The organism is Streptomyces sp. NPDC043853, from assembly GCF_056436025.1.
In genome coordinates this window covers 153,960-169,130 of the sequence record NZ_JBWKDJ010000007.1, presented here as the reverse complement: position 1 = coordinate 169,130, position 15,171 = coordinate 153,960, and the positions used below count along the sequence as shown (strand labels likewise).

Below are 15,171 nucleotides of genomic sequence, written 5' to 3'. Positions count from 1 at the left end.
GAAGAGTGTGAACAGCGGGAACCGCGGCCTGTGAGCGCGGTCAGCACTGCCCCCTACGCACGGAAGAAGAACATGCCGGCCAACCTAGCAAACCTTGATCGTTGTCCAACAGATGGCCTGCGTCTCCAATGAACCCGGATCCGTCGGGTCTCCGGTGCGGCGCCGATCCAACCGGTTGCTGCGGGCGGCGGGGTCACGGCTCTGGCGGGCTGGCTGCTGGCGAGTTGCCGGTCAAACGTCGCACTGCGCTGGGCGCTGGGCGCTGGATGGCCCTGTGTTCCCGTGCGGCAAGGACCCGCGGCCCGCCCAGCCCAAACCCAGCCGCTCACCGCTCGCGACCCTGTTCAGTGCTTTACACGCGTGCGGGCGGCCGCATCAGGCGGTTCCCCTGGTGCTGTCCTCGATCTGCTCGCGCCGCGCCGCCCCGGGCCCGGGCCGGCTGGTGATGTTCCCGGGGCCGAGCGGCTCGCCGCAGCGGTCACACAGCTGGTGGACGTCGGGCTCTCCACCGCACCCTGCGTGCTCGACGACCACCGGAGGCCCGGCCGGCTCCGGGTAGTACCGGTCCCCCCACTGCATCAGGTGGTTCAGGGCGGGCCAAAGGGCCCGGCCCTTGTCCGTGAGGACATAGTCGAAGCGCTCCGGCCGTTGCTGGTATGGGCGACGCTCAAGGACGCCCTGGCTCTCGAGCCGGCGCAGCCGCTCGGTGAGGACGCTGCGGGTGATGCCGAGCTCGCCCTGGAGCGCGTCGAAGCGCCGGTGGCCCTGCATGATGCTTCGCACGATCAGCAAAGACCAGCGCTCACCGATCACTTCGAGGGCGCGGGCGATCGAGCACACCTGGTTCTCATAGTCGCGGCCGAGCATGGGTCGAGCATATCCACTAAGTCGCATGAAGCAACTCTCATACCTTAGAGTGAGGTGCGTTAGTCGCATCACCAGACTCACTCGCCGGATTCACCATAGGGAGAGCGTCATGATGTCCGCGTACACCTCCGACTCGGCCGAGACTTCGTTCGTTGAGGGACCGACCACCACATTCGCCTACCGCAGGTTCGGCTCCGGCCGGGGAACGCCCCTGGTCCTTGCCCAACGCTTCCGCGGCACCATGGACCACTGGGACCCCGCCTTCCTGCAGACCCTGGCCGGCGCCCGCGACGTCATCGTTTTCGACAACGCCGGATGCGGCCTGACAACAGGCCAGACCCCGGACACCATTGCCGCCATGGGCAGCGGCGCCGTCGAGTTCATCGAGGCACTTGGTCTGCCTCAGGTGGATCTGCTGGGCTGGTCCATGGGCGGAGCCGTCGTACAGGCACTCGCCCTCCAGCGCCCGGATCTCGTCCGGCGCCTCGTCATCGCCGCGAGCGGCCCCGGCGGTCTTCCCGAGACCCCCGCAACGCCCGAGAGGGTCTGGCAGGTTGCCGGCAAGCCGGTCAACGACGATGCCGACTTCCTGTACCTGTTCTTCCCGGACACTCCCGCCGCTCGCGCCGCAGGGCTGGCCTCCCTGCGGCGCCTGGACACCAGGCTGGACGCCACCACAGCCACCGTGCAGCCCCGCAGCGTCGGTGCGCAGGCCACCGCGCTCGCCCGCTGGAGCCGCGGCGAAGGGGCAGCATGGGACCGGCTCGGCGAGATCACACACCCGGTCCTGGCGGCGAACGGCGCCCACGACCTCATGATCCACGCCTACTCGACCTACGCCCTGTCCCAGCGCCTCGCCCACTCGAAGGTCATCATCTACGGCGACGCCGGCCACGGCTTCCTCTTCCAGCACCCCGAGCAGTTCGGCAATGAGGTCGCCACCTTCCTGGCGGCCTGACCGGGCAGGCCGAACCCGACGCTGCATATAGGTAAAGAGCTGACCTATATCCCGCATAGCCTCGTCCCATGAGCGACAAGGAAGCGGTCAAGGCCGTCCCGGACGGCTACACCGCCGTCACGCCGTGGATCATCGGAAGCGACACCGCCGGGCTCATCGACTACCTGGAGCGGGCTTTCGGTGCCGAGGACCTGGGGCGGTTCGTCATGGAGGACGGCACCATCGGCCACGCCGAACTTCGGATCGGCAACGGACGGCTCATGGCCTTCGACAGCCCGCCCGGATGGGGCCCGACGCCCGCCTTCGTCCGGCTGTACGTGGAGGACGCCGAGGCCGTCCACCGGCGCGCGGTCGAGGCGGGCGGGACCTCCGTCACGGAGGTCACACATCTCTTCTTCGGGGACAAGGTCGGACGCGTCCGCGACCCCTTCGGCAACCTCTGGTGGATCCAGACCCACATCGAGGACGTCGACGAGGAGGAGATGGGCCGGCGGATGACCGACCCCGGATTCACCCGCGCGATGGAGTACGTCTCGGGGACGCTGCACGACCCGGAACGGGGGACTGGGACCTGAGGTAGTTACGGGCACGCCGATGGCCCCTCGCTGGTGCCGGCCGCCGGCGGAGGCGCCACGCATCGGTTCTGACCCATGGCTGGTTCTGGCCAAGGATGCCGAGGGGGAGGTTCGGTTCGTCCGAGGCGGGCGGCTGCCGCGCGACCAGCACAAGGGACGCCTCGCGCTGCTGGTCGCGCGGTTTATCGCTGGCCCGTGAGGGCCCTACGTCTCGGTGACGTTGCCGCAGACTGCGTAGAGGTTGACAGGCCGGGCCTGTCCGGTTCCGTTGATCACGCCGACCAGCCATTCGGTGCCGGTGGGGCCGGGGCGGCTGTTCTGCACCACGGGAACGGTGTTGGTGATGGTCGCGAAGAGGAAGTAGCCGCCCCCGAGAACCCGCTTCCCGGCAGGGCAGGGCAGGGCAGGGAAGGCTGAAGAACTGTGAGCCGGTGGTGTTGGCTACCGTGACCTGCGTGTCCACGATCTCGTACCCGCTGACCGGGCCGGCGGTGCCGGTTGCCCCGCTGGGACCGGTGGCACCCGTGGGACCTGTGGCCCCCGCGGGGCCGGTCGCTCCGGCGGGGCCGTCGGACCCCGGCGGGTCGGTGGGACCGGTCGCCCCGGTGGGACCGGTCGCCCCGGTCGGGCCCCTCTGGCAGTTGCGGTCCTCCTTGCGGTGGTCTTCGCCATCGCACTTGTCACCGCCGCCGGCCGACACCGTCATGGGTTCGTCCACGACCTGTGCTGCCGCTGCCGGACCGGCCACTCCCGCCACCCCCGCCAGCAGGGCCAGCGTCACTGAGGCGAGCGCGCGGCAGGCCGGCCGGCTGCTCCGTCGGGGAAGCGGCCCCAGGGGCCCGTTGCCTGAATCCGGTCTCGTTCACTGCTCCTTGGTGCATCGAAACGGTTGGTCCACTTCCAGCTTCTGCAGACGTATCGGCGAGCGGCGCGCCTCCTCTCCGGTTTCGGTGAACTCAACCCGGATGCCTTACCGGTACTCGACCATCTGTGCGTGTGCGATGGCCGTTCCCAGCGGGACCACGGCAGGCACCCGCATCGGCCTGTCGCCACGCCGGGAGAACGCGGCGACTCCTCGACGCGTACTCATGCTCCCCAGTCGGACAATGCACTCCGCGGCCAGTCGCGCGGGTCTTGGGCCGGGCGAGGGAAAGGCGCGGCGTGAAGCAGGCGAAATGGGTCTCGCAGCGGGGGAAGGGCGCCGCCGTGGCGCTCTGGGGGACGCCGAGTTTCCCGATCGCCTGAAGCGGGCGGCTGGACGCCCGGTCGGACCACTGCTCGCAGCATTTGGCCGAGTATGGCCCGCAGGCCGTCCTGGCCGATTGAAGGATGGTGTGACGGCTGGCGCCATTGCCTCGTGGCCGCACGGCCCCACGTCGTGGTGCCGACCCCAGCCCCAAGAAGAGGAGCCGTGCGATGTCTCGATTCTTCAGGTGCCGCCGCACCGCGCTGCGTGCCGTGTTCACCACACTTGCCTGTCTGGCCTTCGTCGCACCGGCCGCTGCGCCGGCCGCGGCGCAGCAGACCACCGTCCGTTCGTTCGAGGAGTTCCTCGACGCGCAGGGCACCTTCTGCGTTCCGGATGGTTTCGGTGGCTGCGCCGAGGTGGTCCCGGGCTTCCCGAACCAGCTGGTGTGGAGCAACCTCGACCAGAGCCGATGTGCTCTTGTCGACTACGCGGGTCTGGCGGCCGAGCGGATCCTGCAGCAGTCCGTGGGCGCCATCGACCTGCGGCCCACCGTTACGGGAAGCGTCCGCGAGCATGCGCTCAACAACGGAAACGCAGAGATCAGAGTCCGCCTGGTCGCCACCAATGCGATCACCTACGTGGTTGACGGCTGCGACCTCGCCTCCAGTCCGGTTGTGTTCGGGCACAACTACACCGAAATCCTGGCCGGCAGGAAGCCCGCCCTCGGCACGGTCAACATGGACTTCCGCTTCACCAACGTCCGGCCCGGCCAACCACTGCCCGACCTTGTCCAGCTGATCACCCATCCGGAAGTCGGCCAAGTCCCCCAGCGGATTTCCTTCCGGAACACCGCCAAGGGCCCGCTGCGTGCCGCTTTCGGCGTACCTGACGGCACCCCAGGCCTGGCCTCCATCCGAACCGAGATCAACGTCGACAGGGTCGACCGGCGCCGGGAAGAGATCGAGCTGCGCGCCCTGAACAGCTGACCCACTCGGCGCAGCCTGCCCCGTCGCTGGGCGTCCCGACAACCCCAGAAGCTGCTGGTGCTCCTATTTCTCGGTTCTGGCACAGATCTTGGGGAGTCATCGCGGAGCGTTACCTCGATGTTCGATTGCGAGTGGACTGTTCGCGTGAGACCGCGTACGCCTTGCCGCTTGACCGCAGACTTTGACAGCACTGAGTCTCGTCGACGGGACACCCCCGCCCACCCGCGCCAGCGCGGAATGCATGTGTGCCGGGGCCCACTGGGTGAGGGTGGTTCACACGTCAGAACGGGACGCTACGACCAGAAGGCATCGAACGCCCTCTGGTCAGCCCACAGCTCCCAGCCCTCGGTGATCCTTCCGTCGCTGATGTGGAACACGATGACGTAGTCCATGTCGAGCTCCCTACCGTCGCGGGACGCCGTGGCGTGCAGCAGGGCGACGGTGTGCGCGTCATTGGCGAGCACATCGTGGAGTTGCGGGCGGTAAGTGCCGCCGGACAGTCGGAAGTCGAGCTCGAATGCGGCGAAGGTGGCGTCACGGCCCTGGAAGTCGCCCGCGAGCGGGGATTGGCCGGTGATGTGCCACTGCACGTCGGGGTGAAACACCTCCGCCAGAGCGTCCATGTCGCCTGTCGAGAAGGCGTCCATGGCGCGCCTGAACACAGCGATGTTGGGATGTTCGGTCATGGAAGCCTCCTTGAGCCCAGAAGGATGCACGGGAAACAAGTGGGAGGGCAGCGGCCACGCTCGGTCACCATTCCCTGCCCCCCGGTTGGGTGCGGTCATTCGGAGTAGGTTGCGCCATGGATGGCCATGACTCGCAGCAGGTGACCGGCTGACCTGGGGGCCCTTCACGAGGAGCATCCCGATGCTTCTCCCGGCAAGTAGCCCAGTGCCGTCAAGGGTTCTGACACAGATCCTGGGCAGTGGCCGAGGAGGCTACTGAAGCAGGATCATCTTGCGGAGTAGTTCGAATCCGGCTCGACCGTAGAGTTGCCTCTTGATCTTCTTGATGCGGTTGACGGCACCCTCGATGCTGCCGGAGCTCCAGTCGAGAGTGAGCCCGGCTGTCACGGCGTCGAGGTCTCGGAGTAGGTGGAGTGCGAAGCCTGTGAGGCCGGGTAGCTGGCTGGCGTCGACTGCGTCGATCCAGGTGGGGAGTGTGGAGCCGAGGCGGTTGGTGAGTATCTCGCCGAAGTCACGGACGTGGCCAGCCGCCTTGACCAGTTCGGGGCAGCGGGCCAGGACCTCCTTCAGGCCAGCCCGGTCTTCTTCGGTCAGGGTCGTGGGGTAACGGGTGAGCCAGCCGGTCACCTGCCGCACCGTCGGCGGCCGGGGCGGCGCCGCGGAGGGAGCTCCGCGCAAGGTCGCGATGTGTGCGCGAACCATGCCGTAGGTGACCGGAGCATGCTCGGCAACCAGCTCGTCGTGCAGTCGGGTGACGCTGGTGCATCCCTCGCTGAAGCGTCGCTCCAGGTAGGGCTTGTAGGGGTCCAGTCTGCTGGGCCGGGGGCGGTTCTCGCGCAAGGTGTCCTGCCAGCGTGCGGCGTTCGCGTAGCGGAGCACGGTGTTGAGGCCCCAGCCCAGGTGTCGGGCGATCGCCCGGCGCGAGTGGCCTCGGGCGAGCAGCTCGTGGACCAGGGCGTGTGCTGACTTCTTCCGCTCGGCTCGCCGGCCGACGGGCTCCGAGTCGTCTTTCGGCCGACCGGAAGCCAGCCGGATGGCGACCGGCACCATGCCGCTGGGCAAAGGGTTGCGGAGGCAGTCGCGATGGGCGGCGACACAGGTCTCCACGGCCCGGCCGAGGCCCTGCCACAAATGAAACCGGTCAGCGACCTGCAGAGCGCTGGGGGCACCGCGCCGGGCACCCTCGGCGTAGGCGCCGGCTCGGTCCCGGCAAATGATCTCCACTCCCGGGTGGCGGATCAGCCAGGCGGCCAGCGGCCCGGCTTCACGCGTCGGGAGCACATCGACCACGCGATGGTCTTCGACGCTGGTCAAGACGGTGGAGTAGGTCTGGCCGCGACGGATCGCGAAGTCGTCCACGCCGAGCACACGCGGCGTGCTGAACCGCGGATCGGGCAAGGCCATGACCCTGCGTAACAAGGTCATCCGTCCCGCACCGAAGCCCGGCTGGGCCGCCAGCCGAGCGCCGGCCCGCCCGGCCAGAGCGAGCCCCACTCGCTCCAGGGCGTGGTTGAGCCGCGTGGTGAACCGTGCGTGCGGAGCGGTCGGCCGGGAGAACGGCTCGGCGAACGTCCGGCGCAGGCAGTCCGCCGACCCACAGATAAAGCGCCGGACCGTCAGCCGGATCACAAAGCCTTGCTCAGCGAGGGGAAGATCCTTCAGCCTGCGCTGGTAACGGTCGTGGACTCGGTCCGAGAAACAGCCGCAGTCCGGACATGCCGCCCCGGCCGTGCGGCCTCTCGCCAGCACCTCGACTGTGCCGAACGCGGCCGTAACCGCCTCGACATCCACATCGTCGATCCCGTCGAACACCAGAGAGTCCCAAAACGGTGCATCGGTCTGCATGACCAGCACCATCACCGTCCACAACCGACCGCAGCAGCGGCTGACAGGCACCTGAGGGAGCGTCAATTCTGATCGTCGGACGATAGGGCGTACGCGGTCTCACGCGAACAGTCCACTCGCAATCGAACATCGAGGTAACGCTGCGCGATGACTCCCCAAGATCTGTGCCAGAACCCGCTTGTGACCGACGCAGCCAACCCGGTCGTGCCGGGCCGGGATCGGGTGTTGCCGGCGGAGGTGGCGCGGATGGCTCGGGTGGGTCGGGCGGCGGTGGTGTGCCTGCCGGCACGCCGAGCACGGCCGGGCTGTCGGACCTGCGCTTCAGTGGCACCCCGGCGGCGGCATCCGCTGCACGGCCCTACAGCGCAGCCGTGCAGCGGCCGAACGCGCCGGCACTGCGCCGGCCTGGCCGGACCCGCCGGAGGTCCCGACGTACATCTAGCTCGGTGGCCTTGAGATCTCCTAATCACTAGGTCATTGTGAGAGAGCCGTTAGCTGAGCACGTTCGTCGTTCGTCCGTACCCGGCTGAGCACATTGATGAGTACGCCGACACATGCTCTCCCTGGCGCGCGGGTCCAGCCGTCGAACACGCCCGCCGGGCGGTCAGGACGCCACCCGGACCATGGCCGGGAGACGCTGGGCACCGACCCCCGGGGCCCGGCCCGGTCTGGCCGCCTGGCCGCCCCCGGCCTACGGTGACCAGACCGGCGACCGGGACATGACCCGTGCCGACCTGCGGGTCGGGCTGGGCGGGGATGCCGGGTTCCCCGATGTGCAACCCCGGACCAGGTGGCCGCACTCGGCCGCCGCCGGGACCTGCCCTGCCTGCCTTACTCGACCGGCACGTCACTTTCGTCCCGGACCAGGCGGCGCGCCGAACCGGGCGGCGGCCGCAGTGGGCTGGGTCCGATGGGGCTGTGGGGGCGTTCCCCGTATATGCCGGTGCCCGCCTCCACGACGGTGGAGGCGGGGGCCTATCGGCCGATCGCCTTGTGAGGTCGGCGCTTAGCTTCGGAGCCAGATCGTGAGGGCTGCTGCGGTGGCCGTGCCGAGGTAGACGTAGCCGCGCTTGTCATAGCGCGTGGCCACCGCCGGGTGCTGCTTCAGCCGGTTGATCGCCCGCTCGACGGTGTTGCGCTTCTTGTAACGGTCCTCGTCGAAGCCGGGCGGCCGTCCGCCGCGTGAGCCTCCGCGCAGGCGGGCGGCTTGGCTGTCCACCATTTCCGGGGTGGTGTGCCGGATGCCCCGCCGTCGCAGGTACTCGCGACAGGGCCCGCTGCTGTACGCCTTGTCCGCCGCCAGGCTGTCCGGCTTGTTGCGGGGTCTTCCCAGACCGATCCGGCGGATGCGGATCTTCTCCAGCACCGGCTGGAACTGAGTGCAGTCCGCCCGCTGCCCGCCGGTGACGACCAGGGACAGCGGGCGGCAGCGGCCGTCAGCACTCAGGTGGGGCTTGCTGGAGAACCCGCCGCGCGAGCGGCCCGGGCCCTCACCTCCAGCACCACCTCCACCAGGCGGGCGTGAAGGCTCTGCCACGCGGTTTCGCCCTGATGCTCTGGCGGTTCGGCCCCCTTTGAAGCGGGCGCCGGAGGCCGATCGGTGCGGGCGCCGGCCGCATGCTGATGAGCGCGGACAATCGTGGAGTCCACCGAGATGTCCCAGTCGATTTCACCCGCCGCCTCAGCCGCGGCCTGGACCTGCTGGAGCAGACGCTCCCAGGTGCCGTCGGCCGACCACAGCCGGTGTCGTTCGTAGACGGTCTTCCACGGGCCGAACCGTTGTCAGCAGCTGCGCGAGGGTGATGCGGTCGCCGCCCGGTACCCCGGGCACGTCCCGGACCTGTACCCCCGGCCCGTACCCCGGACCCCGTACCCCCGGACCCCGTACCCCCGGGAAAAGACAAAGGCAAGGAGCACTGCCACTCCTCGCCACTCTCAACATATAGCGCACGGGGGGCCTTGCGGCAAGACCCCGTCCATGCTGCACCATCATCCCTCCAAAGCCGCGACCTGCGGAAACACAACGGGGGAGCCAATGTTCGACGTCATCATCGCCGGAGGCGGACCGACCGGCCTCATGCTCGCGGCCGAACTGCGCCTGCACGGCGTGCACGTACTGATCCTGGAGAAGGAGACCGCACCGACCGACCAGTCCCGCGCACAGGGCCTGCACGTCCGCAGCATCGAGGTCATGGCCCAGCGCGGCCTGCTAGACCGCTTCCTCCCGCTCGGCCGGAAGTTCGAGACCGGCGGCTTCTTCGCCGGCATCGGCCGGTCCTGGCCGGCGCGGCTCGACACGGCGCACTCCTACGTCCTCGCCATCCCGCAGGCCACCACCGAGCGCCTGCTGACCGAACACGCCACCGCCCTCGGCGCCGAGATCCGGCGCGGTCGCGAACTGGTCGGCCTGACCCAGGACGAGGACGGCGTGACCGTCGAGCTCGCCGAAGGCACCCGCCTGCGCTCGCGCTACCTCGTCGGCTGCGACGGCGGCCGCAGCACCGTACGCAAGCTGCTCGGCGTCGCCTTCCCCGGCGAACCCGCCACGACCGAGACCCTGCTCGGCGAGGTGGAGGTGGCGGTTCCGCAGGAGACCCTGATGGCCGTCATCGCCGAAGCCCGCAAGACCCAGCTGCGCTTCGGCGCCATGCCCCTGGGCAACGGGGTCTACCGATTCATCGCCCCTGCCGCCGGGCTCGCCGAGGAGCGTGCCGCCGCCCCCACCCTCGACGAGCTCAGGCAGCAGGTACGGGCGGTCGCCGGCACCGACTTCGGCATCCACTCACCGCGCTGGCTCTCCCGCTTCGGCGACGCCACCCGCCTTGCCGAGCGCTACCGCGTCGGCCGGGTCCTCCTCGCGGGCGACGCCGCGCACATCCACCCGCCCACCGGCGGGCAGGGCCTCAACCTCGGCATCCAGGACGCCTTCAACCTCGGCTGGAAGCTGGCCGCCGAGGTGGCCGGCTGGGCACCGGAAGACCTGCTGGACAGCTACCACGCCGAACGCCACCCGGTGGCCGCCGCCGTACTGGACAACACCCGCGCCCAGATGGAGCTGCTGTCCACCTCGCCGGGCGCCCGCGCCGTACGCCGGCTGCTGACGGAACTGATGGATTTCGAGGAGGTGAACCGCCACCTCATCGAGAAGATCACCGCGATCGGCGTCCGCTACGACTTCGGCGCCGGCCACGAACTCCTCGGCCGCCGCCTGCGGGACGTCGGACTGAAGGGGCGACGCCTCTACGACCTCACGCACGCCGGCCGCGGACTCCTCCTCGACCAGACCGGCCGCCTCTCCGTGGACGGCTGGTCGGACCGCGTCGACCACGTCGTCGACGCCGTCGACCCCGGCGAGGAACTGGACGCCCCCGCGGTCCTGCTGCGCCCGGACGGCCATGTGGCGTGGGTGGGCGAGGACCAGCAGGACCTGCGCACCCACCTTGCCAGGTGGTTCGGCAGCCCGGCCGCCTGAGCGCGGAACGGCCGGGAACGGTGCGCACCCATCGCGGAGCGCCCTTCCCGGGAGCCCTTCCGGGTGCCCTTCCCGGAGGGGAGCCTCCCGCTTTCGGGCGGTGCGCTTGAGCCGCGCCCCGCACGGGAATCCCCCTCGCAGGGCGGGACAAAGGGGACCCCGCCTCGAATGGGGGAATGACATGTTCCTGGTGTTGTGGGTGCCGCTCGCGGTGCTCGCCGTCGGATCCGCCTGGCTCGCGGCGCGCGGGACGGGCACGCTCAGCCCCGCGCAGGACGGTTCCGCGAGCTGGTGGGTGTCCGAGCCCGAGCACACGGCCTGCAACGAGTGCGGCGGCCACCGCGGCGAATGCGGCAGCAAGCAGAACTGCTTCAGCGGCTGCTTCAATCCCGGCTCCGACTGACACACCGGCACCCGGCGGGTCAGCGCCCGCCGGGTGCCACCGACCCGGCCCCGCGGCCGGGCCAGGAAGGCCTGTCGACCCGTTCTGCGAACAATCGACGGCCGGCCCGCGCCGCGAATGTTCCGCCTGCGTGGTGACTGCGTTGGTTCCGGCATGACGGCCGACAGGGTGCCCTCCACAATCAGGGCCTTCGGCAGCGTGATGCCGAGGAACTGGACGCCCCCAGGTTGCAGCGTCAAAGCCCGCTACGGCTGACCGTCACCGAGGCGAAAAGGAACGAGCTCAATGAGATGCTCGGCATCTGCAGAGCAATAGTAAAGATATGGCAATATGACTTGAGTTGATCCTCAAGTTGACCTCAGAACGAGAGTGCTACGTGTGGACAAGTCCGGACAGTAGCCCTCCGCTCTAACGGAATAGGACAATCCGATTCCGGATGCGCGCTGTACTTGGTGGGTGCGGCGTGTTCTCATCTCCGGTCTGGGCTGCAAAAGCCCTGGTCATGTACTGCGTGGGGGGATGATGAACACCTCTTGGACCGGCCGCCGCAGACGGCGGAATACCAGATTCCTTTTGTCGATTGCTGTCCTGTCCGGACTGACTACGGTACCCACAGTCACCGGCACGCCCGAGGCCGCTGCGGCGGAACAGTGCGAGTCGAATGTGGCCACGTACGTCCTGGACAAGGCTTCAGGCACGCTCGGGGCACCCCGGACGCTCCGGAAGTTCTACGACGGGAAGCCCAAGTCGGGGAACATCGACGGCGCGCTGACGGAGAGCCGGCACACCGCCATGGTGGGCGGCCACACCTACCTCTTCGGTGGGGGCGAAGGTGTCTTCTACGGCTTCGGCCAGCGGGATGGTGCGCTGAAGTCGTACAACGACAACACCGCTGGGGACCCAGTTCGACCGGGATCACAAACAGCGCATCACGGCCGGATCGAACGGCTCCGGCAGTCATGACATCTGGGGCTGCTGGAGCCGTGTCGGAGCGGGGAACCTTCGTGTCTTCTACTCGTACTAGGGCAGCGGTTGTCCTGGGAGCGGTCCTGGCCGGCATCTCGGCCTGCACCGCGCCCCAAGCGGCAGCACCCCAGGGGTCTGAGATCGCCGGAAATGCCCTCTACAACGGGGCGAACCCCGGTGTGGAATCGGGTACCGAGCAGGCCAAGGTGGGGAAGAAGTATTGGGTGGCCCTGCCTCTGGCTCTCAATACCTCCTCGGAACCCGTGGAACTTACCGGGACCACCGTCCTGGACATGCCCAAGGGCCTGAAGGTCTTGGAGTACGCGGCGTTCAGCGCCGCAGAAACCAAGGGAATTCCGACGCTCTACCCGGAAGACAGCAAAGAGATCAACTTCCGGGAGCTCAAGAACTACGCGACGGGGAAGATTGCACTGGAGCCCAAAGGGGCCGACAATAACATCTTCTTCATGGCGCTCGTGCGAGTGGAGAGCCCTGAGGGTGGAGTCATCGAGAAGTGCAGGCTCCACTACACCCAGGGAAAGAAAAAGTACTTCCAGGACACCCACTGCAGGTACATCATCAGCGGGCGCCCCACCTAGCGGCCGGCTGACCAGGTTCTCCGTAAGGCGGTCGGCAAGTTCCCCCGGAGTGAGCCCGCGGGCCGGCACCGTGTGACGAAGGCGATCCACGCGCGGTGCGGGAGCTACGGCTCGCGCGTCACCGGGCCGTCGACGGCACATGGGTGGCGCACGCGCGGTGGCCCGACGAAGCGGCGCGCGAGCGGCGCGCGAGCGGTGCGCGAGCGGTGCGCGGTGCCCGACCCGGAAGGGGCGGCCCTCATGGGCGCGGCGATCGAGCAACGCTTCGAGGCGACCCGGCTCAGGTTGGTCGACGACCTCCTCGCGGAGCCGTCCACCCCTCCGTCCACCCCTCCGCCCACCCCCTGAGAGGGCGCCGCGGACGTCGGCGTTTCGGCCAGTGCCCACCCTTGGCCCGCCCGTTGCGGGGCAAGGGTGGGTGTATCCCGCAGGCTCCGGGATCCCCGTCGATCCGCGTCGTGCCGGTCTTCGGAGACGGTCCGAAACACATGTGTTCGATATGGGGGGCGGGTCGTTGAGCCTGGCGACCCAGCCGGACGACCGTCTCAGGGGGACCGCGTTGACCTCGTTCGATACCCGGAAGCAGCCACAAGCGCAGGCCCGGCCTCAACCGGATTCGCGGCCGCAGCCGCAGCCGCAGCCAGACGCACAGGCACAGCCGCGCCACGCGCCCCCGCCCGCCCCGGCGGAGATCACGTACAGCGGGCAGTGCTCCGTCAATCCCCTCGCGCAGGTCTCCTTCCGCCGGATGTGCGCGCAGATCCCCGCCGTACTCGCCCGCATCGCCCGGCTGTCGTGGCGCATCGACCACCGCGCCGTCCTCCTGCTCCTCGGCTGCCAGCTGATGACGGGCGTCTCCGCAGCCGTCGTACTGGCCGCGACGGCCCGGGCGATGGGACCGGTCCTCGGCCCGGGCCTCGTCGGGCAGCGCCTGGACACCGCCATGCCGGCGATCCTCGTCCTCGCGGCGGCGGCCGCCCTCGCCCGCGGCGCCGACGCGGTGGCCGCGTACGCCGAACGCCGGATCACCCCGAAGCTGACCACCCGGACCGACAGCGCCCTGGTGGAAGCGGTCTGCCGCATGGAGGCGGCCGCGTACGCCGCCGACGGCTTCTCCGACCGTCACGAAGCGGCGGAGATGGGCGTGATGCGCACCCACGTCATGGTCACCGACGCCCAGCGTTTCCTGTCCGCCCTCATCCGCATGGTCACCGCCGGCGGCGCCCTGTCCGTCCTGAACCCCCTCCTGCTCCCGCTGCTCCTCCTGGCCGTCCTCCCCGCCGGAGTCGGCGCCGTCCTCACCGCCCGTGTCGACTACGAGATCCACTACGCGAACATCGCCGACCGCAACGTCCGCGGCATGATGCGCTGGTGGGCGACGACCCCGAAGTACCAGGACGAGGTCCGCGCCAACTCCATGACCGACTACATCGCGTTCTGGTACCGGTCCCTGTCCGACCGCTGCGACCGCCGTACCCTCGCCGCCGCCCCGCGCACCCTGCGGATCGCGCTGCTCGCCTCCCTCGCCGGCGGCGTCTTCCTGGTCGCCACCTGGGGCGCACTGGCCTGGCTCGCGGTGACGGACCGCATCGGGATGGCCGTCGCCGCCACCGCCGTCGTGGCCGTCCAGACCACCCTCGCCGCCCTCTCCCAGGTCGTCATGAACGCCGCCGCCGTCTTCCACACGAGCATCTACCTCGGCGACATGCAGGACTTCCTCGACGAGGCATCGGCACACGCGCCCCAGCGGGGCGACCACGCCGTCGACGGGCCGATCGAGGAGATCAGGCTCGAAGAGGCCGTGTACCGGTACCCCGGCAAGGAGGAACCCGCCGTCAACGGTGTCTCCCTGACCCTGCGCCGGGGCCGGATCCTCGCGATCGTCGGCACCAACGGCTCCGGAAAGTCGACCCTGACCCGCCTGCTTACCGGCATCTACCTGCCCGACAAGGGCCGGGTGACCTGGAACGGCACGGACCTCGCCCGCACCGACCCCCAATCGGCGTGGCGCCGGACCGGGCTGGTCCCGCAGATCTTCGCCCAGTGGCCGCTGCGCGTCCGCGAGAACGTCACCCTCGGCCAGCCCCGTACGCACGACGACGGCGCCGTATGGGACGCCGTGGACGCGGTCGGCATGCGCGAAGCCGTCGAGGACCTGCCCGCGGGCCTCGACACCCTCCTCGCCCGCGAGGTGTTCGGCGGGGCGGAGCTCTCCGGCGGCCAGTGGCAGCGGCTCGCCTGCAGCCGCGCCCTCTATCGGCAGCCGTCCCTCCTGATCCTGGACGAGCCGACCTCGCAGATGGACCCCCGGGGCGAACACGGAATCTTCGAGCAGATCAAGGCGATCGCCGCCGACCGCATCACCGTGGTCGTCACCCACCAGCTGGAGAACACCCGGGTCGCCGACCACATCGTGGTCCTGGAGCACGGCCGCATCACCGAACAGGGCTCCTACGACGACCTGGTCCACGCCGGCGGCACCTTCGCCGAACTGCTGGCCCTCTCCCACGACCGCTGACCACCGCGTCCGCCGCCTCCCCGCCGCCGTCATCGACGAACGGTGACAACCGTGGCCGCCGCCGCGCCCGCAGGCTCACGGCGGCGGCCCCCCGCGAACGAAGCCCT

The 15,171-nt window shown here is 69.4% G+C and carries 12 protein-coding genes and 1 pseudogene; 8 read left to right on the top strand and 5 right to left on the bottom strand.

Going from position 1 to position 15,171, the window contains the following annotated elements; all coding sequences use genetic code 11:
* Nucleotides 1-375: 375 nt before the first annotated feature.
* Nucleotides 376-867, bottom strand: coding sequence for a winged helix-turn-helix transcriptional regulator (locus tag AC067U_RS20070; RefSeq protein ID WP_478831081.1), 492 nt, complete (start codon nucleotides 865-867; stop codon nucleotides 376-378).
* A gap of 109 nt (nucleotides 868-976) precedes the next feature.
* Between AC067U_RS20070 and AC067U_RS20065 the strand changes: the two genes are divergently transcribed.
* On the top strand, nucleotides 977-1,825 hold the full coding sequence (locus tag AC067U_RS20065) for an alpha/beta fold hydrolase (RefSeq protein ID WP_478831080.1): 849 nt from the start codon (nucleotides 977-979) through the stop codon (nucleotides 1,823-1,825).
* 68 nt (nucleotides 1,826-1,893) lie between these two features.
* Nucleotides 1,894-2,400: a VOC family protein gene (locus tag AC067U_RS20060; protein ID WP_478831079.1), complete on the top strand. Its 507-nt coding sequence runs from the start codon at nucleotides 1,894-1,896 to the stop codon at nucleotides 2,398-2,400.
* Between the two features lie 204 nt (nucleotides 2,401-2,604).
* Here the strand turns inward: AC067U_RS20060 and AC067U_RS20055 are convergent, their stop codons facing one another.
* Entirely contained in the window at nucleotides 2,605-2,727 is a 123-nt protein-coding gene (locus AC067U_RS20055) for a hypothetical protein (protein ID WP_478831078.1), read from the bottom strand.
* Between the two features lie 1,089 nt (nucleotides 2,728-3,816).
* Between AC067U_RS20055 and AC067U_RS20050 the strand changes: the two genes are divergently transcribed.
* Nucleotides 3,817-4,575: a hypothetical protein gene (locus AC067U_RS20050; RefSeq protein ID WP_478831077.1), complete on the top strand. Its 759-nt coding sequence runs from the start codon at nucleotides 3,817-3,819 to the stop codon at nucleotides 4,573-4,575.
* 293 nt (nucleotides 4,576-4,868) lie between these two features.
* Here the strand turns inward: AC067U_RS20050 and AC067U_RS20045 are convergent, their stop codons facing one another.
* From AC067U_RS20045 to AC067U_RS20035, 3 genes and pseudogenes are all read right to left on the bottom strand, one after another.
* Nucleotides 4,869-5,261, bottom strand: coding sequence for a nuclear transport factor 2 family protein (locus AC067U_RS20045; protein WP_478831076.1), 393 nt, complete (start codon nucleotides 5,259-5,261; stop codon nucleotides 4,869-4,871).
* Between the two features lie 252 nt (nucleotides 5,262-5,513).
* Nucleotides 5,514-7,157: an ISL3 family transposase gene (locus tag AC067U_RS20040; protein ID WP_478831075.1), complete on the bottom strand. Its 1,644-nt coding sequence runs from the start codon at nucleotides 7,155-7,157 to the stop codon at nucleotides 5,514-5,516.
* A gap of 955 nt (nucleotides 7,158-8,112) precedes the next feature.
* Nucleotides 8,113-8,888: pseudogene (locus tag AC067U_RS20035) on the bottom strand (IS5 family transposase); the annotation flags it as partial.
* A 253-nt stretch (nucleotides 8,889-9,141) separates the two neighbouring features.
* Here AC067U_RS20035 and rox point away from each other — a divergent pair.
* The 5 genes from rox to AC067U_RS20010 all read left to right on the top strand — a co-directional run bounded on the left by rox (nucleotide 9,142) and on the right by AC067U_RS20010 (nucleotide 15,064).
* On the top strand, nucleotides 9,142-10,578 hold the full coding sequence (rox, locus tag AC067U_RS20030; protein ID WP_478831074.1) for a rifampin monooxygenase: 1,437 nt from the start codon (nucleotides 9,142-9,144) through the stop codon (nucleotides 10,576-10,578).
* Nucleotides 10,579-10,759: 181 nt separating this feature from the next.
* The gene (locus AC067U_RS20025) at nucleotides 10,760-10,981 is read left to right on the top strand and encodes a hypothetical protein (RefSeq protein WP_478831073.1); all 222 of its coding nucleotides are present in this window, start codon (nucleotides 10,760-10,762) and stop codon (nucleotides 10,979-10,981) included.
* Between the two features lie 573 nt (nucleotides 10,982-11,554).
* Nucleotides 11,555-11,944: a hypothetical protein gene (locus AC067U_RS20020; protein WP_478831072.1), complete on the top strand. Its 390-nt coding sequence runs from the start codon at nucleotides 11,555-11,557 to the stop codon at nucleotides 11,942-11,944.
* 41 nt (nucleotides 11,945-11,985) lie between these two features.
* A complete protein-coding gene (locus AC067U_RS20015; RefSeq protein WP_478831071.1) occupies nucleotides 11,986-12,546 on the top strand; it encodes a hypothetical protein in 561 nt (186 codons plus the stop codon).
* 748 nt (nucleotides 12,547-13,294) lie between these two features.
* Nucleotides 13,295-15,064, top strand: a complete 1,770-nt coding sequence (locus tag AC067U_RS20010) for an ATP-binding cassette domain-containing protein (RefSeq protein WP_478831070.1) — start codon at nucleotides 13,295-13,297, stop codon at nucleotides 15,062-15,064.
* Nucleotides 15,065-15,171 lie beyond the last annotated feature (107 nt).

Excerpts from the sequence above, each read along its gene's own strand:
- AC067U_RS20070 (WP_478831081.1), bottom strand. The coding sequence starts at position 867 with ATGCTCGGCCGCGACTATGAGAACCAGGTGTGCTCGATCGCCCGCGCC.
- AC067U_RS20065 (WP_478831080.1), top strand. The coding sequence starts at position 977 with ATGATGTCCGCGTACACCTCCGACTCGGCCGAGACTTCGTTCGTTGAG.
- AC067U_RS20045 (WP_478831076.1), bottom strand. The coding sequence starts at position 5,261 with ATGACCGAACATCCCAACATCGCTGTGTTCAGGCGCGCCATGGACGCC.
- AC067U_RS20025 (WP_478831073.1), top strand. The coding sequence starts at position 10,760 with ATGTTCCTGGTGTTGTGGGTGCCGCTCGCGGTGCTCGCCGTCGGATCC.
- AC067U_RS20060 (WP_478831079.1), top strand. The coding sequence starts at position 1,894 with ATGAGCGACAAGGAAGCGGTCAAGGCCGTCCCGGACGGCTACACCGCC.
- AC067U_RS20010 (WP_478831070.1), top strand. The coding sequence starts at position 13,295 with ATGTGCGCGCAGATCCCCGCCGTACTCGCCCGCATCGCCCGGCTGTCG.
- rox (WP_478831074.1), top strand. The coding sequence starts at position 9,142 with ATGTTCGACGTCATCATCGCCGGAGGCGGACCGACCGGCCTCATGCTC.
- AC067U_RS20050 (WP_478831077.1), top strand. The coding sequence starts at position 3,817 with ATGTCTCGATTCTTCAGGTGCCGCCGCACCGCGCTGCGTGCCGTGTTC.